Origin of the sequence: Melissococcus plutonius ATCC 35311 (assembly GCF_000270185.1) — a bacterium.
GTDB classification, from domain to species: Bacteria; Bacillota; Bacilli; order Lactobacillales; family Enterococcaceae; genus Melissococcus; species Melissococcus plutonius.
This window is the reverse complement of record NC_015516.1, coordinates 681,969-703,013: the sequence shown is the minus strand read 5'-3', so window position 1 is coordinate 703,013 and position 21,045 is coordinate 681,969. Positions and strand designations below refer to the sequence as shown.

Here is a 21,045-nt window from a genome sequence, read left to right as displayed (position 1 = left end):
CTCTCCTATTCAGATGCCTTTAATTCTAAAATAGTATCTCGTAAAGTGGCCGCCGTTTCAAAGTCTAAAACTTTTGCAGCATCACGCATTTCTTTTTCTAGTTTCATTAATAAATCCTTCTTTTCTTGATGACTAAGTTTACTATAGGAAGTGTCCATCGAAGAAATTGTTTTGTTATCTGTTGTTTTAGAAATAGAAATTAAATCACGAATTTCTTTAATAATCGTTTTTGGTACAATGCCATGCTGTTTATTATAGTCTTCTTGAATGGTACGACGTCTTGCTGTTTCGTCTATTGCTTTTTGCATTGAATCAGTAATTTTATCTCCATACATAATAACCTTACCTTCTTCATTTCTAGCTGCCCGTCCAATTGTTTGAACCAATGAACGTTCACTACGCAGAAGTCCTTCTTTATCAGCATCTAAAATCGCAATTAAAGAAACTTCTGGTACATCCAAACCTTCTCGAAGTAGATTAATTCCTATTAATACATCAAATTCACCTAATCGTAAATTTCGGATAATCTCTGTACGCTCTAAAGTTTTAATATCACTATGTAAATATTTAACTTTAATGCCCAGTTCTCTTAAATAATCTGTTAAATCTTCTGCCATTTTTTTAGTCAGAGTAGTCACAAACACCCGCTGATCTTTTGCAACCCGTTCATTAATTTCACCAACCAAATCATCAATTTGTCCCATAATTGGACGAACTTCAATTTTCGGATCGAGTAATCCTGTAGGTCGAATGATCTGTTGAACAACCTTGTCTGTCTGTTCTTCTTCGTAGGAACCAGGTGTTGCTGACACATATACAATTTGATTTACATGTTTCTCAAATTCTTCTAATTGTAGTGGACGATTATCAAGTGCACTTGGTAAGCGAAATCCATAATCGATCAACATTTGTTTTCTAGCACGATCTCCATTATACATACCACGTATTTGAGGCATAGTTACATGTGACTCATCCACAACTATTAAAAAATCATCTGGAAAAAAATCCAGTAAAGTATAAGGGGGTTCCCCTTCTTCTCTTCCTTCCATATGCCGTGAATAATTCTCAATTCCTGAAGTGTAGCCCATTTCACGCATCATCTCAACGTCATAATTTGTTCTTTGTTCTAAACGTTGTGCTTCTAATAATTTATTTTCATTTCGTAGTGTTGTTAAGCGTTCATCTAATTCAGTTTGAATCCGTTGAATGGCTTTTTCCATCTGTTCTTCATTTGTAACAAAGTGAGTAGCTGGAAAAATAGCGATATGTTCCAAATCATCGATCAATTCACCAGTCAATGCATCAACTTCACGAATACGTTCAATCTCATCACCAAAAAATTCAACACGAATGGCATGTTCATCGCGTGAAGTTGGAAAAATTTCGACAATATCACCATGCACACGAAACCGTCCTCGTTGAAAATCAATATCGTTACGCTCGAATTGAATATCTATCAGACTGTTCAATAACTGATTTCGTTCAATTTCCATTCCTTTTCTTAAAGAAACAACTTGTTCGCTATATTCTTTTGGATCACCTAATCCATAAATACAAGACACTGATGCAACAACAATAACGTCATTTCGTTCCAACAAAGCACTGGTAGCCGAATGACGTAATTTATCAATTTCATCATTAATACTTGCATCTTTTTCAATATATGTATCACTAGAAGGAACATAGGCCTCCGGTTGATAATAATCATAATAACTAACAAAATATTCTACGGCATTATTAGGGAAAAATTCTTTAAATTCCCCATAAAGTTGCCCTGCCAAAGTCTTATTATGTGCAATCACTAATGTCGGTTTATTTATTTCCTTAATAACATTAGAAATGGTAAATGTTTTTCCAGTACCTGTTGCTCCAAGTAGTACTTGAGCCTTTTCACCTTGATCAATTCCTTGAATAAGCTGTTTAATTGCCTCTGGTTGATCTCCTTGAGGCTGATATTTTGACACAAGTTCAAACTTATTGGAGGTTTCTTTTTTTATCATGATCATTCCTCCCAAGATTGTTTAAATTATCATTTTATAGTAATTTAAAGTAATAAACCCTGCTTATCATTTTAACATACCGAACATATTTTCGCCAGTTTTTCATTTACTTTCCTTAAGAAGTTTAAAACTTAACAGTTTATGTTATATTTCATAACATAAACTGTTAGCAATTTAGCATTTTTTGCATTTTTTAATCAAAAGACTTGTCAGTTATTGGTTTTTTACTATATAATTGTCCAATATGATAACATAGGAGGTATTTAAATGAAAAGAAAGCATCTTCTACTTGCACTCATCGCACTAATCAGCGTTAGTTTAGCTGTTTGTCTTTCTAACCAATCCATAGATGCAATGGAAACAACAAAAACTACTAAATCAGTAGACAATCAATCAAAAAAAGATACATATGTCATCGCTAGTGATTCTGCTTATGCTCCCTTCGAATTTCAAAATTCAGAGGGAAAATATGAAGGTATCGATGTAGATCTCGTACAAAGAATCGCTGAACTAGAAGGATTTAAAGTAGAATTTAAATTTATTGGATTTAGCTCAGCTGTGCAGGCAGTTGAATCTGGACAGGCAGATGCTGTCATCGCTGGTATGACAATAACGCCAGATCGGGCTAAAACATTTGATTTTTCAAATGCTTATTTCGATAGTGGCATTCAGATCGCTGTTAAAAAAGATAATAAAACAATTAAATCTTACAAAGATTTGAAAAACAAAACGGTTGGTATAAAAACTGGAACAGCCAGTGCAGATTTCATGGAAAAAAATAAAGAAAAATACGGCTATACTATTAAATACCTCGATACTACTGATGCATTATATAGTGCCTTATCAATTAACGAAATTCAAGCAATGATGGATGATTATCCCGTTATTGATTATGGTATCACTCAAGGACAACCATTAATAACACCAATTCCAAGAGAAAATGGAGGTTCTTATGGACTTGCTGTTAAAAAGGGTCAAAATCAAGAATTCCTAACACGATTTAATAAGGGATTAAAAGAATTAAAACACACTGGGGAATACAAAAAATTATTAATAAATATATAGGAAAGAAAAAAAAGCATCAACAGTTGATGAATCCACATTCACTGGTATGATCAAAAATAATTGGCGCCGTTTATTAAATAGTTTATGGGTGACTATTGAACTGACTTTACTTTCCTTTATTTTTTCTTTAATTATCGGTGTTATTTTAGGTCTATTTAGTGTTTCAACAATTAAAGTTTTGCGTATCATTGCCTCTATCTATGTAGACATCATTCGTGGCATTCCTTTGATGGTATTAGCATTTTTCATTTATTTTGGCTTACCGGGTATTTTAGGATTTAATATTCCAGTGTTTATTGCTGGTGTTGTTACTTTAACGCTTAATTCTAGTGCCTATATTTCTGAAATTGTTCGAGGAGGAATCAAGGCCATTCCTGTTGGCCAAACAGAAGCCGCTCGTAGTCTTGGTTTGTCTTACACTAAGACGATGCAACAAATTATTTTACCACAAGCCTTTAAAGTAATGGCTCCTTCTTTTATTAATCAATTTGTCATTTCGCTTAAAGACACAACCATCCTTTCAGCTATTGGCTTGGTTGAATTACTTCAAGCAGGAAAAATTATTGTTGCACGTAACTTACAAAGTACCATGGTTTATTTTGTTATTGCCATTATGTACTTAATTTTAATTACCACACTAACGAGATTAGCAAGATTACTAGATAAGAAGGTGAATTAAATGGCTGAAAAAATACTTGTTGAACACTTGGTAAAACAATATAATGATAATCTGGTTTTAAATGATATCAATGTTTCAATTAAAGAAGGAGAAGTTGTTTGTGTTATTGGACCCTCTGGATCAGGAAAAAGTACCTTTTTACGTTGCTTAAACAAATTAGAAGTACCAACAAGTGGCGATATTATTATTGATGGTGCCAATCTAACAGATAAAAATACAAATATCAATAAAGTAAGACAACATATTGGAATGGTATTTCAACATTTTAATTTATTTCCACATCTTTCAATCATGGAAAATATTACATTGGCACCAGTTGATATCAATCGCATGTCTAAAGAAGAAGCACAAAAAAAGGCACTTGAACTATTAGAAACCGTTGGATTAGCAACAAAAAAAGATGCCTATCCAGATTCATTATCAGGTGGTCAAAAACAAAGAGTAGCAATTGCTAGAGCTTTAGCAATGAATCCCAATATTATGCTGTTTGATGAACCAACTTCGGCACTTGATCCTGAAATGGTTGGAGATGTATTAAACGTCATGAAAAAACTTGCCAATGAGGGAATGACTATGGTGATTGTCACTCATGAAATGGGCTTTGCAAAAGAAGTTGCTAATCGAGTCATGTTCATGGATGGTGGGAATTTTGTAGAAGACAGTACACCTCAAGAGATTTTTGAACATCCAAAAAATGCTCGTACGAAAGATTTTTTAAACAAGGTATTAGATATATAAATTTTTGATTTTATAACTCAAAAAAGTCATTATCCTTATTTTGGATAATGACTTTTTAGATATTAGTCCAATTAATTTGGAATAATATCTGGATCAATAAAATATTTAACAAGCATACAAATCACTGCATAGATTGCTAATAAGGATAAATAAACTTGAAAATGAGAAACTTGCTGCAACTGTCTATAAAGTTTTTGAAATTCTGGTTCAATTCCTATTACAACAATTACTGATAGAAGCCCCCAGGCAAGAGTTGACTGAAGACATATTCTACCTTCAAAATTCATAAAATCCTTTGAATAATTCCAATAAGCTCTTCCTAAAACCATTGTACAAAAATAACTACCAAAAAGCTCAAATAAAGTCATGAATACAGCACCATAAAAGAACAGCTTAATTGGTTGATGTTTGAAATGATTTAAAGCAAAAAAAATTACAATACCGCCAATACCATAAATATTAATCATTGGCAATCCCCATATCAAACGTAATTTTCCGAGAATGGAATTTTCAGAAATAGCAGGAAAATAATAATGAATATTGCGATAAGCAAAAAAGAACCCACGATAGGTAAATTGCTGTTTACTTACCAGTACAACGAATGTTTCAAAGATCCAACCTAAGAAAGCAAAACCTAAAAAATAAGCAAATAGTTGAAAATAATCTAGCTTAATTAATTTATCAGCAATTTCTCTCATCTTTTATCCCTGACTTTCCCATTTTATTATAATAACTAACAATAACAGTTAATTTTGAATAATTCCAATAAAAAGGGATGGCAATCTAAAAGATATAAATAAAGCATATCACTATCAGAAATAGAAGATTATGAATAACCAATCTATTCAAAAAAGCAAGAGAGGAAGATAAGTATTATAGAAAAATACAACGTAAAGTTGAAATTCTAACCATTCATCTATCATAGATTATGATTCGTTTAATTGCATTTATTCAATTCATTAATTATTTTGATTCATCAGAATACTGAAAATTTAATTGCATGCCTGGCTTGTCTAAAGCAATTTCTGTCACTTCATAAACGAGTCTTTTTACAATATCAAATAATGGTGCTGCTAGTTGATCTACCTCGGAAGAAGTGACATCTTCCTGAGCTTTAATTTTTCGATTGATAATATGATTTATTTGACTAATTGCACCTGATAAAATACATTCATCAAAAACTAATTGAAAATCTAAACGAACAGCTAAAATTGAATTTTCACCTGATTCATCCTCTGTAGGTTCAATAGGCGACATACCGATATTTAATTCTGTTTTTCGATCTTCGTTTTTTATCTCTGGTGTGATTGTAGCATAATGAAAAGCTTCTACTAATTCTTGTTGGCGTTCAATTTCCACGTTAACATTCTCACTTTCTATAAATTTAGTTTCTATAAAATCAATAAAATTAACGAATAGTAATTATATTCGCCAGATAATTCTATGCTAGTATAAGTATACCATTAATTGACTAAATGATGTTTTTTAATCCTATAAATCGTTCGTTGTATTTTTGATTCAGTCATCTATACTTTCAATTATTTTCTATAAGAATTTAGAAAATAATTAGACTTTTTTTATAAATTGATGACGGCAAGCAGAACAATGAACTTTAATTTTTCCCTTATTTTTTGGTGCTCGTAATATTTGTTTGCAATTTGGACATAAAAAGTAACGAATCTGTTTTCCATTGGTTAGTCGTAATTTATTTAACTGCCAAATTTTTTTGATTGTATGTTGATAAGTTGAAAATTTTTTATTTTCATTGCTTCGAACATAAATTTGTTTAGAGAAAAAACGATAATACAATAAAATAAGTAAGAATAACGCAAGCCAACTGATAAAAACTATAGAGAAGATTCGAGCAATAATTAAAATTAGTAAAGCAACAACTAACAAAAAGCGATTTAATGCATCCATAGCACCATAACGTCCGCGCATTAATTCTTGCAATCTTAAATGCCCTCTCATTATCCTTTGAATCCAGTTCGATTTCATAAAAACGACCTCCTCATGAAGACTTTTAAATTCAAATCTTTTAATAGTAAAATAAAACGTTTAAACTTATTAATTTACTGAAATAAAATTATGCTATTCATCCTATCATTCATTAATGGTATATTCAAGTTAAATCTAGCTGCATTATTATTTATGTAACCTACTCCTATTTGATGTAAATAAATACAAGGTGCATCTAGATGAATAATTTACTCATTCTTTTTCTATTATTTTTTATAATTACTGCCTAGCCTGATAAATGATCAATCTTTTGGAGTAACGCAACTGTTTCAACATGATAGGTTTGTGGAAACAAATCAACAGGTTGAATTTTCCTTGTTTCATAACCCAATTCAGCGAATAATTTTAAATCTCTAGCAAGTGTTGCAGGATTACAAGAAATATAGATAATTCTATTCGGATCCATTTCTGTACATGTTTCAATAAAAGATTCTGTCAGGCCTTTTCGTGGTGGATCAACAAAAATAATATTGGGAGAAATCCCGGCTTTTTGCCAATCTATCATTACTTCTTCCGCTTTTCCGATATTAAATGTACAATTCTCAATTTGGTTGATTGCTGCGTTTTCTCTAGCATCTAAAATAGCTGCCTCAATAATTTCTACGCCGTATACATGTTTCACTTGTTCCGCTAAAGATAGAGCGATAGTTCCAATACCACAATAAGCATCAACTACCTGATCCGTTGGTGAAAGCCCAGCAAATTCAATAGCTGTTTTATATAAATATTCTGTTTGTTCTGTATTGACTTGATAAAAAGAAGCTGCAGAAATATGATAATTTTTTCCTAAAAGTTGATCATTAATATAGGGATTACCGTATAATAGGATGGATTCTTCTCCCATAATAACATTTGTCTTGTCTGGATTAATGTTTTGAATAATAGAAATAGTTTCAGGCAATTTTTGCATAATCTCTTTTACTAGTTGTTCATGATTAAATAACTTTTTTGTTCGTGTAACAAGAATAACCATCATTTCGTGTGAATAATGTCCTCTACGAATGATAATTTGCCTTAAGTTTCCTGTATGTTCTTGTTCATTATAAGGTTTTACCTGAAAACGTCTTAAAATATCTCGAATCACTAAGATTGCTTGATCAATTTTCGGATCTTGAATATAAAAATCTTGGATAGGAATCAATTCATGACTATTTTTTCGGAAAAATCCGGTTTCCAATTGATTATCTACTTTTCTTGCAGGGATTTGTGCTTTATTCCTATATCCCTTGGGAACAGCCATTCCAATCGTTGGAAGAACCGGAGTATCGGGTAATTTCGCAATTTTTTTCATTACATTTTTTACTTGTTTTTGTTTAAATAACAATTGTTCTCCATAACTCATATGTTGTAAGGGAGCAATGCCCGTTTGTAATAACACATAGTTTTTTAGATCTCTTCGTTCAGGACTTATTTTTTGCCATTCGATAACTTTTCCAAAAGCAAACTTATTTCCAACCTTAACAATCAAAATATCAACGATCTCTCCCGGTAAACTATTTTCTATAAAAATAGGATAATGATCAATTTTGGCAATCCCTAACCCTTCATGTGTTAAATCGATAATTTCAACAGTAATCTTATCATTTTTATTTATTGGATATTCCTTCATTTCTTCTCCTTCTAGGTAATTTAATCAAACGGAATGCAATCCGAAATTTTTATCAATAATTAATTCACTAATTAATAAGTAATAAAATAAAAAAGAAAAGGAGCCATGTTTGTAGGCAAAAAATGTTAAATACAATTATAATAATTAAACATTCACCAAAATTTACATGAATCCCTAGTTTTTTATACTTTTACTAAAAATATTTTTAATAATTCAGATAATTTATTCCACTTTTTCAATTAGTTCTTTCTTTTCTAATTTTTCATTATGATTGGCTTCACGTTCGGCGTTTTCTTCATAATGATTTAAGACAGTGCCCATAATAGCGTTTGGCGGAATGGCATCTGTATTCGCAAACATTTCAATATGACGAGGCAAATTAATAAAGTCCATTGGTGTATCACCACCATATTCACCGTCTAAGTTAATCATCATTCGTCGATTTTTTGCTAGTATTTCTGTGTGTAAAAAACTTGTTTTTGTATAAATAAGTCGTTTATCTTCAATGTGCTTGCCGCCATTCAACATAAGGGTTGCAAGATGAAGAATTTCAAAAATATTGGCAGTTTTAACAATAATTAATGAAAATTTTCCATCATTTAATTTTGCATCTGGTGCAATCCGTTCAAAACCACCAACAGAATTTGTTAATCCTAGAAAGAACATCGAAGCATTTCCTTCATAGACGCCTTCATCATATTCCATCCGTATTTTAATTGGTTTGACTTTTGGTAGCATTTCGGCTCCCTTAGCTAAATAAGCTAAGTAGCCAAAAATACTTTTAAGCTCTGAAGGAACTTCATAAGTCAATTCTGTCAATTGTCCACCAGCTGCAATATTAATAAAATAAGTTTTATTCGCTTTACCGATATCCATTTTTACCGTTTGTTTTTTTTGAATTACCTTGGCTGCACCAATGATATTATTACGTGGAATTTTTAAAGCTCGTGCATAATCATTTGTTGTTCCAGCAGGAATGATTGCCATTTTTGGCCTTTTCTTTAATGGAGCAATACCATTGACTACTTCATTAATAGTACCATCACCACCGGCTGCAACAATTAAATCAAATCCTAAATTAGCAGCTCGATAAGCCTCATTCTTAGCAGAATTTTTTTCTGGAGTTGTCGCAAAGGCACTAGCTTCATACCCCGTTTCTTCTAAAATACTGAGAATATCAGCCAAATTTTTTTTGATTAATTCTTTACCAGAAGTGGGATTATAAATGATTCTTGCTTTTTTCATTGTCTGCTCGCTACTTTCTATTGTTTTGCCAGCTCTTCTTGTAGTAACTTGTTAACAACATTAGGATTTGCCTGCCCTTTGGTTTTTTTCATAATTTGACCAACTAAAAAGCCGATAGCACGATCTTTTCCATTTTTAAAATCTTCAATTGATTGTTGATTATTGTCTAACACTTCATTAATCATTGGTAATAATTGTGCTGGATTTGACAATTGAATTAAGCCTTTTGCTTGAACAATTTCATTGGCATTACCACCCTTTTCAATTAATTCTTTAAATACTTTTTTAGCCATTTTCGAACTAATTGTTCCATCAATAATTAGCTTAATCATCTCAGCAAGATTAATCGGTGTTAATTTTGTTTCTGATAATTCAAGTCTTTCACTATTTAAATAGGCGGATACATCTCCCATTAACCAATTAGAAGCTAATTTTGCATCAGCACCTGCAGCCAATGTTGCTTCAAAGAAATCAGACATTTCTTTTGACAATGTTAAAACCATTGCATCATACTCAGGCAATCCAAGTTCCTTGACATAACGAGTACGTCTTGAAGCTGGCATTTCTGGTAAAGTATTCCTTATTTCTTCAATCCATTCATAATCAATAACAAAACGTGGAAGATCAGGTTCTGGGAAATAGCGATAATCGCTGGCCCCTTCTTTAATTCGCATTAAAATTGTTTGATTTGTTGTTTCATCAAAACGTCGTGTTTCTTGTTGAATGACTCCACCTGACATTAAAACTTTCGCTTGGCGTTTTTCTTCAAATATTAACCCTTTTTTCACATGCATCAAAGAGTTTAAATTTTTAAGCTCTGCCTTAGTTCCAAAAGCTTCCTGACCATAGGGACGTAAAGAAAGATTTGCATCACAACGCATAGATCCTTCTTCCATTTTTACATCAGAAACCTCAGTAAACTGAATAATTGAACGCAGTGCTTCTAGATAGGCATATGCTTCTTCTGGTGAACGCATATCTGCTTCAGAAACAATTTCAATGAGTGGTGTACCTTGACGATTATAATCAACAAATGAACCATCATTGCCGTGAATATTTTTTCCAGCATCCTCTTCTAAATGTACGCGTTCAATCCTAATTCTCTTTTTCTGACCTTCTACTTCAATTTCAATCCAGCCATTTCTGCCAATTGGTTGTGTATCCTGAGTAATTTGATAGGCTTTTGGATTATCTGGATAAAAATAATTTTTGCGATCAAAATGTGTATCTTTTGAAATTGAGCAATTGAGTGCAAGAGAAGCCTTAATGCCAAATTCTAATGCTTTTTTATTCATAACTGGTAAAACTCCTGGATATCCCCAGTCAATTACATTGGTATTACTATTTGGCTCAGCACCGAAACAAACTGGTGCTGGAGAAAAGATTTTTGAATTAGTTTTTAATTCTACGTGAACCTCTAATCCAATAATAGTTTCAAAATTCATTAGTCTTTCCCTCCCAAGATTGCTGGTTTTTCCTTATAAAAATTGGTTGCCTGCTCGAATGCATAAGCAGCCTTGTACATTGTTTTTTCATCAAAATGTTTTCCGATAATTTGCAATCCAATCGGTAATCCTTCAGAAAACCCAGCAGGAATTGACATTCCTGGTAGACCAGCTAGGTTTACAGGAATTGTTAAAATATCACTCATATACATAGAAATTGGTTGATTGAAGTTTTCTTTTAACCCAAAAGCAACGGTTGGTGTTGTTGGTCCAATAATTAAATCATATTCCTCAAAAACCTTATCGAAATCTTGCTTGATCAAGGTTCGAACCTGTCCAGCTTTTTTGTAGCATGCATCATATGCACTAGCACTTAAAGCAAATGTTCCTAACATAATTCGACGTTTTACCTCATCACCAAAGCCTTCTGAACGTGAATGAATATATAAATCTTCTAGATCTTTACTATTTTCTGAACGATATCCATAGCGAATGCCATCGTAACGTTGCAAATTAGAGCTGGCTTCTGAAGAAGCAACAATATAATAGACAGCTACACCAGATTTTGAATGTGGCAAACTTACTTCTTCAACTGTCGCTCCAAGATCTCTAAGTGTTTCGGCTGCTTTTTCAATGGCATGACAAACTTCTCTATCAACGCCTTCACCTATGTATTCTTTTGGTAAAGCAATTTTCATGCCTTTAATATCTCCTGTCAGACCTTCTGTAAAATCAGGAACACTCCGTCCAGCAGAAGTGCTATCTCTTTTATCATAGCCACTGATGGTATTTAAAACTAATGCATTGTCTTTAACATTGCGAGTAATTGGTCCAATTTGATCAAGGCTAGAAGCAAATGCAATCAATCCAAAACGTGAAATACGACCATAAGTTGGCTTTAATCCTACAACCCCATTGAATGCAGCAGGTTGACGAATACTTCCTCCAGTATCACTTCCTAAAGATACAGGAATTTGTCCAGCTGCAACAGCTGCAGCAGAACCGCCAGAGGATCCCCCTGGAACTTTTGTTTGATCCCAAGCATTTTTAGTATTTTTGAAATAAGAAGTTTCACTACTGCCACCCATAGCAAATTCATCCATATTTAATTTTCCAATTGGAATCATATCTGCTTGATACATTTTATCCATTACGGTTGCATCATAGTTTGGTTTGAAATTATACAAAATTTTTGAAGCTGCTGTTGTCAGAATATCTTTAGTAATAATATTATCTTTAACACCGACAGGAATTCCTGCTAAAAAATTAGATTCTGTTATGCCTTTTTTATCAACAAATTTTGCTAATTCTAAAGCTTTTTCTTCACTAACAGTAATAAATGCATCAATTTTATCGTCTGTTTCTTTAATTCTATCTAGTGTTTCTTTGGTTAAATCCTGTGCCGTAATTTCTTTTGAAATTAATAAGTCATGCAATTCTGTCACAGATTTATCATATAATTTTGTCATTATGCACCAGCCTCCCCATTATCAATCATTGTTGGAACTTTAATATACCCATTCTCAGCATCAGGTGCATTTCTTAACAATTCTTCTCTAGGTGTTCCTTTTTCTGATACATCTTCTCTTAATACATTAATTCCTTCAATTATATTTGCTGTAAAAGGAACCCCAGTTGTATCGACTTCTTCCAATTCTTCAACCATATTTATTATTTTTTCTAATTGACTAGTAAAACTTTTTAATTCATCAGGAGAAAAGGATAATTTTGAAAGTTCAGCTATTTTCTTTATTTTTTCTTCACTATTTACCATGTCTATCCTTCTTTCTATTTAATTCTATTCGATCAATTCGACAATCAAAAATAATTTTCAATTTATTTTATCATAAAAAGGTGAGAATTATTATGATACAAAAAAGAAAATTATTCATAAAAACATTGATCACTTTCTTTTTTAATTTTTCATACAGTTGGATGATGATTCTCTAGTGCTTCTGTCAACTGATTTTCATCCCAAACTGTTACCTCTAGCTCTTTCGCTGCGGCTAATTTACTACCAGAAGCTTCTCCAGCAATGACAATATCTGTTTTTTTAGAGACGCTATTGGTGACATTCCCACCAAGACTTTCAATTTGCTCTTTCGCTTCTTCTCTAGTATAGTTTGTTAATTTTCCAGTTAAAACTACCGTTTTATTTTTAAAGAAAGAATCACCATTTAATTGCTCAGGTCGAGTCCCAGTATATTTAAAGTTTATACCAGCTTTTTCTAATTCGACCAACAGTTCCTGGACTTCTATTTTTTCAAAATAGGCAACTACACTTTCAGCAATGATTTCTCCGATTGAATCTAGCACCATAATACTTTCTTGATTTGCCTGTGAAAGTGTCTTTAAATCACCAAAGTGTTCTGCTAGAATTTTTGCCGCCTTTGCACCTACATGACGAATTCCTAATCCAAAAATTAAGTGCTCGACTGAGTTATTTTTACTTGCTGCAATTGCTTGGTAGATATTATTTGCAGATTTTTCTTTGATTTTTTCTAAAGTCATCAATTGTTCTTCAGTAACAAAGTAAAGATCGGCGACATCTTTTACCAATTTTTTTTCATATAGTTGTGCTAAAATTCTTGGTCCTAAACCTGCAATATTCATAGCATTTCTGGAAACAAAATGATTAAGTCCCTCTTTAATTTGAGCGGGACACTTTGGATTGATGCAACGTAATGCTACTTCTTCATCCAAATGAACCAATTCACTTTGACAAACTGGGCAATGACTGGGTGCTTGATATGGAACACTCTCATTAGTTCTTGTTTCAACCAATGCTTTTGCAACTTCTGGAATAATATCGCCTGCTTTATAAATGATTACTTCATCTTTCAAACGAATATCTTTCATTTGAATAAAATCAAAATTGTGTAAACTGGCACGACTAACGGTTGTGCCAGCAATTCTAACTGGATCCATAATTGCTGTTGGCGTCACAACGCCTGTTCTTCCAACAGTCCATTCAATTTCATTCACTGTTGTTCTAGCTTCTTCTGGCGGAAATTTATACGCAATTGCCCAACGTGGTGCTTTTACCGTAAAACCTAGTTTATTTTGTTCAGAGAATTCATTTACTTTAATAACAATGCCATCAATTTCATAAGGAAGTTCATTACGTTTCTCATGATATTCTTCGATAAAAGACCAAACTTCATCAATGGTTTGACATAACCGTTTTTCAGGATTTGTACGTATTCCAATTGTAGTTAGTTCATTCAATGCATCAAATTGATTTTTAGCTGTCATTGAGCCAAAATCAGCTACCGTATATAAAAATGTATTTAAATTACGCTTAGCAGTGATTCGTGAATCTAATTGTCTTAGACTACCTGCCGCTGCATTTCTTGGATTAGCAAAAATATCACATCCTTCTTCCTCACGTTCCTGATTCAAACGAACGAAAGATGTCTTTGGCATATAACATTCTCCTCGGACTTCAATTGATATAGACTTGTTTAATCTTAAGGGAATTGATCGAACTGTTTTCAAATTTTCTGTAATATTCTCACCAATGGTTCCATCTCCACGAGTAGCTCCAAGAACAAGCTCGCCATTTTTATAACGTAACGAAATAGCAAGTCCATCAATTTTCAACTCACAACAGTAGGTAAAGGGTTGATCAGTTAGACGATGAATTCGTTCATCAAAATTATAAATATCTTCTTTGCTAAAACCATCATTCAAACTATACATGGTGCTATCATGATGGACCTTTTCGAACCCTGGTAAGATTTTTCCACCAACACGCTGCGTCGGTGAGTCAGAAGTAATCAAGTCTGGATAGGCTGTTTCAATCTCGCTTAATTCCTTATACAAACGATCATAAACATAATCTTCAACACTTGGTTTGTCCTGAACATAATATTCATAAGAATACTGATTAAGTTGTTCTTTTAATTCGTCTGCTCGATCGGTCGCTTCAGTTAATGTTAATGGATGCTTATCTTCCATAGTTCTCCTCCTAGATTTTTTCAATTGGTGCAAAGGCCGCAAGTAATCGTTTAATTCCCTGTTCTGGAAAAGCAACATCTAATTCTAAATCTCCAGCTGAACCATTTACCCGTATAACAGTGCCAACTCCCCATGTCTTATGCTTAACCTTACTTCCTTCCTGCCAAATCAATTTTTCTCCACCAGAAGCTTTTTTATTGGTTACTGCTTTGATTGTAGGTTGTTGGTAGGCAGATTTATATTTATTTGGTTGCGAATGAGAGATAGTTTGCGTTGTTTTTTCATTAAAACTTGCTCCCTGCTCTTCAATTAATTCTGCACCAATTTCTTCTAAAAAGCGACTTGGACGATTATATTGTGTTCTACCATATAATGTTCTAGAAAAAGCATGTGTTAGATAAAGGGTCTTCTCAGCCCGTGTAACACCAACATAAGCTAAACGACGTTCTTCTTCTAATTCTTTCTCCTCAAGCAGTGCTCGTGATAATGGAAAAACACCTTCTTCCATCCCAATTAAAAAGATTACTGGGAATTCTAAGCCCTTAGCTGAATGTAAAGTCATCAGTGTAACCTGAGATGTTTCCTCTGACAATGTATCGATGTCTGAAACCAAAGCTAAATCATTTAAGAAAATAGCCAATTTTTCTTCTGGTCTTTCTTCTACCTCTTCTTGTTCAGCATAACGTCGATCGAATTCTTGTGTTACTGTTAAGAATTCTTCTAAGTTTTCTAGGCGTGTTTGTGATTCCAAGGTATTTTGATTGATTAACATTTCCTGATAACCACTACGATCTAAAATCTCTTTGACTAAATCTGTAATAGATAAATAAGGAATCATTTTTTGCAAATCTTCAATCATCACAGCAAATTGTTGAAGTTCATTACGTGCTTTTCCGGTCATATTTGCTAAATCAATATTTTTTGCAGCTTCTAATAAAGACCATTGATGCAATGAGCTGAATCCCCTTAACTTATCAATTGAACTTTTACCAATTCCACGTTTTGGTTCATTAACAATACGCTCAAAACTCAAAGAATCTGACGGATTAGAAATGATATTTAGATAACCTAAAATATCTCGAATTTCTTTTCTTTCATAGAATTTATAGCCGCCAATCATTTTATATGGAATATTTGATTTTAACAACATTTCTTCTATGATACGTGACTGAGCATTGGTCCGATATAAAATAGCAAAGTCACCCAAAATACGTTGATTTTCTTGAATTTCTTTTTGTATTTTACCAACAACAAACTGAGCTTCGTCTCTCTCATTTGAGCCATGATAACAGACGATTTTCTCACCATCATCATTTTCTGTCCACAATTTTTTTTCTTTACGATTATGGTTATTTTGAATAACCATATTTGCAGCCGCTAAGATTTTTTTAGTCGAACGGTAATTCTGTTCTAGTAACACAACTTTCGTATCTGGATAATCCTTTTCAAAATCCAAGATATTTTGCATATCTGCGCCACGCCAACCGTAAATACTTTGATCTACATCACCAACAACGCATAAATTTCTAAAGCGTTCTGATAACATATGAACGAGCATGTATTGCGCATGATTGGTATCCTGATATTCATCTACATGAATATAGTGAAATTTATTTTGATAATAAGCTAGTGTCTCTGAATTTTCTTTGAATAGGCGAATGGTATTCATGATAAGATCATCAAAATCCATACATTGATTCATACGTAATTCTTTTTGGTAAGCTTTATAACAGCGAGCAACTATCTTCTCATAAGGTGTGCCTTGTAGCTCTTCTACCTTTTCAGGTGTTTGTAATTCATTTTTAGCATTACTGATTGTTCCCAAAATTGCACGAGGATCATACTTTTTTGGATCAATATTCAGCTCATTTATAATACGTTTCATTAATGTGCGCTGTTCCGATGGATCAATAATTGTAAAATTTCTATTATATCCAATTTGATCGACATCTCTTCTTAAAATACGTACACACATAGAATGAAATGTAGAAACACAAACATCATTTTCATTTGTTTCCAAAAGTTTGCTTATCCGATCTTTCATCTCATTGGCTGCTTTATTGGTGAATGTAATCGCTAAAATATTCCAAGGGTTGACCTCTTTTTCCTTAATTAGATAAACAATACGGTGAGTAAGCACTTTTGTTTTCCCACTTCCAGCACCAGCCATGACTAATAAGGGGCCTTCAGTATGTAGAACAGCTTCTTTTTGTTTTTGATTCATCTGTTGGATTAAAACGTCTCTCGTTATCATACGTAACATCCCTTCTTATTCAATCTTATGTATTATAACAAAAAATGAAAAATATTCTTCAAAAAATAGAAAAACATCTAATTTTTTAATAAAAATCACTAAATTTTTACTAAAAAGTAACTTATTCTTTTATAAATTGCTAAATTTTCTTATCTAGCTTTCTATCTAGAAATGCAGAAATGAAAAATAGCTATCTTTAATATATCTAGGTAGCTCAAAATCATGTTTCATCAAAAAGGGCATGGAATCAACTAAAATCCCATACCCAAACGTATAAACAGTCATTATTTCTATTTGTCTATCATACATCTATGTTATAAATAATGAGAATTTCATAAATAACAGTATTCAAAAATATATAAAATACTGAATTTATTCCATTCAAAACAGTTGATTTATAAATTAATCTAAAGAAGATATAACTTCTTTCATTCGCTTTAGTTAAACAAAATCATACAATAATAATGATAACTCTTATTACTATTGAATGCAATAAGTCAATAAATTTTTATCTATTTTTTAATCATTTATTTAAACAAGAATATCAAGAATAGAACAAGCAAATTAACACCTAGTTTTATAGGTAAAATTTGCTGCTTATTTTTGTTTACCTATTAAAATATAATAAATGGTTTTCATTTTATTGATGAATAGGTCGCTATTTGGATACGTTTTATTTACTTAATATCTAATTGTTCTACTTCAGCTAATAATTTTTTAGCAACTGTTTCCTCTACATAAACAGCTAACGATCTCTCCTTTACATAAAAGTTTCCAATTCCTACTTCATTTAATCTAACTATCTGATGATGATTTCCTAGAATATCAATATAATTTTTATGTGCTGCTCGTGTTCCTATACACATTTGCTTACTACCATTTTGATCGTTTGACATAATTACCGCATAATTAAAGTCCCTCTCATTTAACGAATCGACATGTGTCCACCCAACAATTGTTGGATCGTCAAAATAGGTTAGTTCATAATTGGAACGAATTTGCTGGCGAATTTTCAGTAAAATGATCAATGTTTGGCCCATTTTTTCAACCTTTTTTGCTGGTATACCAAATAAATCACCCCAAAAAACCACTGGTGTACCTTTCATAAGTAATAAAATAATTGCATAAGCCATTGGTTTAAACCAAGGAAGTACCCAAGATTCCAAGCTTTGTCCTTCCTGTGTATCATGATTTTCGACAAAAGTTATCGCCCATTCTGGACGAGAATCTACCAATGTATTCACCAATAATTTTCGTAAATCATATTGATTGCCTTTTTTTGCAGCTTCATAAAAGTTATAATGAAGAGGAATATCAAACAAAGGAAGTAATGCACCGGATTGATCAATATAATTTTCCAGCTTCTGTAAATCGTTATTCCAATATTCGCCTATTATAAATAATTCTTGCTCTTTTTCTTTTCTACGATGCAATAACCATTGATTGAAAAAATCAAATTTAATATGTTTCACTGCATCAAAACGATAACCATCTATATCTGTTATGGATTGATACCACTTTCCCCAATTGTCCAATTGCTGAATTGTTTCAGGATAAGTCATATCCAAATTACATCCCATTAAATAATCAAAATTAGCATTTTCATTATCAACCGGCGAATTCCATTTTTTTCCTACAAATTTAAAAATTCCTTCTTCTTTTTGTTTATCATCATAATCAACACCAGAGAAATTTTTCCAAGACCATTGATAGTTATCATATTTTCCTTTTCTGCCTGAAAAAGTAAATTTTGTTCTGGCTTCTATCATTCTTTGTTTAGAAATTATCGCTTCACGATCTGTTGCTTTGCAACGTTCTGCCAAGACTTCTTCTTTTTCATCTGCTCCCATAAAATGATCAAAAACAATATCTGCCAAAACTTCTAAATCATTTTCCTTAAGAGCATGAATACATGCTAAATACTCATCTTTTGTCCCATACTTGGTAGCAATTGTACCTTGCTGTTGAAATTCGCCTAAATCATATAAATCATAAGGAGCATAACCGACTTCTTTTTCACCCTTTAAGCCTTTATATGCTGGAGGCAGCCAGATACTAGTAAATCCTATCTGCTTTAATAAAGGAGCCAACTCGGCTATTTTTTGCCAATGATACTGATCTTCAGGTAAATACCATTCAAATCCTTGTAATAAGGTTCGCTGTTTTTTCTCCATTTATTTTTAATATCCTCACTTTCTTTGTCTATCTTTATTAAGCCAAAGAGCAATAAAATTTGCAAACATTAAGATTGTTTTGTTTATTGATTTTGCTCACTTTTGATTGATTTTAAATGTTTTTGATCGATTATGATTGCATTTTTTATACTTTTGTGTTATTATACCGGTGTTGTGAGGTGTGAAAATGCTTACTTAAGAAAGACATCAAAAAATACTTCAACTTTTAAGTCAACAAATGATTGTAAAAACTCAAGAATTAACAGCGCTTTTAAACACGTCTGAATCAACTATCCGTAGAGATTTGAAAGAGCTTGCAGATGCAAATTTATTAGAACGCATTCATGGTGGAGCTAGACTATTGTTAAATCTAAGTTTTGAACAAAATATGACTGAAAAGGCAGATCAAAACAATTAAGAGAAAAAAGCAATAGCAACATTGGCGGCACAGAATATTCATGATAATGAAATTATTTACCTAGATGCAGGTTCAACAACTTTAAAGTTGATTCCTTTATTAAAGGATAAAAAAATCACTGTAGTCACTAATGCTGTCCATCATGCGGCAAAATTGGTTGATCTAGGTATTCATACGATTATCTTAGGTGGTTCGCTAAAATTATCTACAAAAGCTATTGTAGGTGCAACAAGTATGGAACAGCTCCAACGTTATCGATTTAATAAAGTCTTTATTGGCATGAATGCTGTACACCCTGAATTTGGATTAACAACACCTGATTCAGAAGAAGCAGCATTAAAATCATTAGCTATTTCACAAGGAGAACAAACATACGTGTTAGCAGACCATACAAAACTAAATCAAGTGAGTTTTATCAAAGTACATAGCATAGAAAAAGTCACTTTATTAACAGATCATTGTTCCAGTGAGCTGCTTGAACAATTTCAACAAATCACAACTATAAAGGAGGCTACATAATGATTTATACGGTAACACTCAATCCCTCTATCGATTATGTCATACATGTTGACCAATTAAATTTGGGAGAAGTTAACAGAATGACTGATGACTTTAAACTACCAGGTGGTAAGGGGATTAACGTCTCAAGAATTTTACAAAGGATGGCGATTAAATCAACAGCTTTAGGTTTTTTAGGTGGTTTTACAGGAAATTTCATCAAAAAGTGGTTAGATAAAGAACATATTCTTACAAACTTTACAACTGTTTCTGAAGATACTCGGATTAATGTCAAATTAAAAGCAGAAACAGAAACAGAAATCAATGGACAAGGCCCAAACATAAGAGCAGATGAGCTGACTCGTTTAAAAGAGTCACTAAGTGATGTGACCAAGGGAGATATAGTCGTTCTTGCTGGAAGTATCCCATCTTCTATACATACTCATTTTTATGAAGAATTAATCCAATACATAAAAGATAAAGAAGCAGAATTTGTGATTGATACTACTGGCAAAAATTTATTAAATGCTTTGAAAGAAAAGCCACTATTGGTTAAACCAAATAACCATGAATTAGCCGATCTTTACCAGACAACCTTTCATTCATTAGAAGATATTTTTATCTATGGAAATCGTTTGTTGTCTGATGGTGCTCAATATGCACTTGTTTCGATGGCTGGTGATGGTGCATTACTATTTACAAAAGAAGGTATTTACCAATCAAATGTATTGAAACGTCCACTAAAAAATTCGGTTGGTGCTGGTGATTCAATGATTGCTGGATTTGTCGGTAAATTTGCACAATCAAAAGATCCAGTCGAAGCTTTCAAATGGGGAGTTGCTTGTGGTAGCGCAACGGCTTTCTCTGATGATTTAGCAACTGCTGAATTTATTAATGAATTGTTAGACGAAGTTGTGATTACAAAATTAATCGCTTAATCT

Annotated in this window: 14 protein-coding genes and 2 pseudogenes; 4 read left to right on the top strand and 12 right to left on the bottom strand. The window is 32.5% G+C overall.

The window, feature by feature from the left end; all coding sequences use genetic code 11:
- Positions 1-5: 5 nt before the first annotated feature.
- Positions 6-2,000: an excinuclease ABC subunit UvrB gene (gene uvrB / locus MPTP_RS02960; RefSeq protein ID WP_013773579.1), complete on the bottom strand. Its 1,995-nt coding sequence runs from the start codon at positions 1,998-2,000 to the stop codon at positions 6-8.
- 216 nt (positions 2,001-2,216) lie between these two features.
- Here uvrB and MPTP_RS02955 point away from each other — a divergent pair.
- Together MPTP_RS02955 and MPTP_RS02950 are read left to right on the top strand one after the other, a co-directional pair.
- Positions 2,217-3,744, top strand: a pseudogene (locus MPTP_RS02955) (amino acid ABC transporter substrate-binding protein/permease).
- On the top strand, positions 3,745-4,482 hold the full coding sequence (locus MPTP_RS02950) for an amino acid ABC transporter ATP-binding protein (RefSeq protein WP_013773576.1): 738 nt from the start codon (positions 3,745-3,747) through the stop codon (positions 4,480-4,482). It begins immediately after the preceding pseudogene.
- A gap of 71 nt (positions 4,483-4,553) precedes the next feature.
- Here MPTP_RS02950 and MPTP_RS02945 read toward each other — a convergent pair whose 3' ends face one another.
- From MPTP_RS02945 to MPTP_RS02895, 11 genes are all read right to left on the bottom strand, one after another.
- Positions 4,554-5,180, bottom strand: coding sequence for a putative ABC transporter permease (locus MPTP_RS02945; protein ID WP_013773575.1), 627 nt, complete (start codon positions 5,178-5,180; stop codon positions 4,554-4,556).
- A gap of 265 nt (positions 5,181-5,445) precedes the next feature.
- The gene (locus MPTP_RS02940) at positions 5,446-5,841 is read right to left on the bottom strand and encodes a DUF1149 family protein (RefSeq protein ID WP_013773574.1); all 396 of its coding nucleotides are present in this window, start codon (positions 5,839-5,841) and stop codon (positions 5,446-5,448) included.
- 207 nt (positions 5,842-6,048) lie between these two features.
- On the bottom strand, positions 6,049-6,480 hold the full coding sequence (locus MPTP_RS02935; protein WP_013773573.1) for a hypothetical protein: 432 nt from the start codon (positions 6,478-6,480) through the stop codon (positions 6,049-6,051).
- Between the two features lie 247 nt (positions 6,481-6,727).
- Positions 6,728-8,110, bottom strand: coding sequence for a 23S rRNA (uracil(1939)-C(5))-methyltransferase RlmD (gene rlmD, locus MPTP_RS02930; RefSeq protein WP_013773572.1), 1,383 nt, complete (start codon positions 8,108-8,110; stop codon positions 6,728-6,730).
- A 222-nt stretch (positions 8,111-8,332) separates the two neighbouring features.
- The gene (locus tag MPTP_RS02925; RefSeq protein WP_013773571.1) at positions 8,333-9,355 is read right to left on the bottom strand and encodes a diacylglycerol kinase; all 1,023 of its coding nucleotides are present in this window, start codon (positions 9,353-9,355) and stop codon (positions 8,333-8,335) included.
- Positions 9,356-9,372: 17 nt separating this feature from the next.
- Positions 9,373-10,800 (bottom strand): Asp-tRNA(Asn)/Glu-tRNA(Gln) amidotransferase subunit GatB, encoded by a 1,428-nt coding sequence (gene gatB, locus MPTP_RS02920; protein WP_013773570.1) that lies wholly within the window; start codon positions 10,798-10,800, stop codon positions 9,373-9,375.
- Positions 10,800-12,269, bottom strand: coding sequence for an Asp-tRNA(Asn)/Glu-tRNA(Gln) amidotransferase subunit GatA (gene gatA, locus MPTP_RS02915; protein WP_013773569.1), 1,470 nt, complete (start codon positions 12,267-12,269; stop codon positions 10,800-10,802). Before gatA ends, gatB begins: the two co-directional genes overlap by 1 nt.
- A complete protein-coding gene (gene gatC / locus MPTP_RS02910) occupies positions 12,269-12,574 on the bottom strand; it encodes an Asp-tRNA(Asn)/Glu-tRNA(Gln) amidotransferase subunit GatC (protein ID WP_013773568.1) in 306 nt (101 codons plus the stop codon). Before gatC ends, gatA begins: the two co-directional genes overlap by 1 nt.
- 149 nt (positions 12,575-12,723) lie before the next feature.
- The gene (gene ligA, locus MPTP_RS02905; RefSeq protein WP_013773567.1) at positions 12,724-14,760 is read right to left on the bottom strand and encodes an NAD-dependent DNA ligase LigA; all 2,037 of its coding nucleotides are present in this window, start codon (positions 14,758-14,760) and stop codon (positions 12,724-12,726) included.
- Between the two features lie 10 nt (positions 14,761-14,770).
- Positions 14,771-17,014, bottom strand: coding sequence for a DNA helicase PcrA (pcrA, locus tag MPTP_RS02900; protein WP_013773566.1), 2,244 nt, complete (start codon positions 17,012-17,014; stop codon positions 14,771-14,773).
- 677 nt (positions 17,015-17,691) lie between these two features.
- Positions 17,692-19,188: an alpha-amylase gene (locus tag MPTP_RS02895; protein ID WP_013773565.1), complete on the bottom strand. Its 1,497-nt coding sequence runs from the start codon at positions 19,186-19,188 to the stop codon at positions 17,692-17,694.
- Positions 19,189-19,402: 214 nt separating this feature from the next.
- Here MPTP_RS02895 and MPTP_RS02890 point away from each other — a divergent pair.
- Together MPTP_RS02890 and pfkB are read left to right on the top strand one after the other, a co-directional pair.
- Positions 19,403-20,125, top strand: a pseudogene (locus MPTP_RS02890) (DeoR/GlpR family DNA-binding transcription regulator).
- Positions 20,125-21,042, top strand: coding sequence for a 1-phosphofructokinase (gene pfkB, locus MPTP_RS02885; RefSeq protein ID WP_013773562.1), 918 nt, complete (start codon positions 20,125-20,127; stop codon positions 21,040-21,042). The pseudogene MPTP_RS02890 and the gene pfkB overlap by 1 nt, the downstream one beginning before the upstream one ends.
- Positions 21,043-21,045 lie beyond the last annotated feature (3 nt).

Bases quoted from the DNA above. Each gene is read 5' to 3' on its own strand.
- uvrB (WP_013773579.1), bottom strand. From the start codon at position 2,000: ATGATAAAAAAAGAAACCTCCAATAAGTTTGAACTTGTGTCAAAATAT.
- MPTP_RS02895 (WP_013773565.1), bottom strand. From the start codon at position 19,188: ATGGAGAAAAAACAGCGAACCTTATTACAAGGATTTGAATGGTATTTA.
- ligA (WP_013773567.1), bottom strand. From the start codon at position 14,760: ATGGAAGATAAGCATCCATTAACATTAACTGAAGCGACCGATCGAGCA.
- MPTP_RS02950 (WP_013773576.1), top strand. From the start codon at position 3,745: ATGGCTGAAAAAATACTTGTTGAACACTTGGTAAAACAATATAATGAT.
- gatC (WP_013773568.1), bottom strand. From the start codon at position 12,574: ATGGTAAATAGTGAAGAAAAAATAAAGAAAATAGCTGAACTTTCAAAA.
- MPTP_RS02945 (WP_013773575.1), bottom strand. From the start codon at position 5,180: ATGAGAGAAATTGCTGATAAATTAATTAAGCTAGATTATTTTCAACTA.
- MPTP_RS02935 (WP_013773573.1), bottom strand. From the start codon at position 6,480: ATGAAATCGAACTGGATTCAAAGGATAATGAGAGGGCATTTAAGATTG.
- rlmD (WP_013773572.1), bottom strand. From the start codon at position 8,110: ATGAAGGAATATCCAATAAATAAAAATGATAAGATTACTGTTGAAATT.
- gatA (WP_013773569.1), bottom strand. From the start codon at position 12,269: ATGACAAAATTATATGATAAATCTGTGACAGAATTGCATGACTTATTA.
- MPTP_RS02925 (WP_013773571.1), bottom strand. From the start codon at position 9,355: ATGAAAAAAGCAAGAATCATTTATAATCCCACTTCTGGTAAAGAATTA.
- gatB (WP_013773570.1), bottom strand. From the start codon at position 10,800: ATGAATTTTGAAACTATTATTGGATTAGAGGTTCACGTAGAATTAAAA.
- pfkB (WP_013773562.1), top strand. From the start codon at position 20,125: ATGATTTATACGGTAACACTCAATCCCTCTATCGATTATGTCATACAT.
- pcrA (WP_013773566.1), bottom strand. From the start codon at position 17,014: ATGATAACGAGAGACGTTTTAATCCAACAGATGAATCAAAAACAAAAA.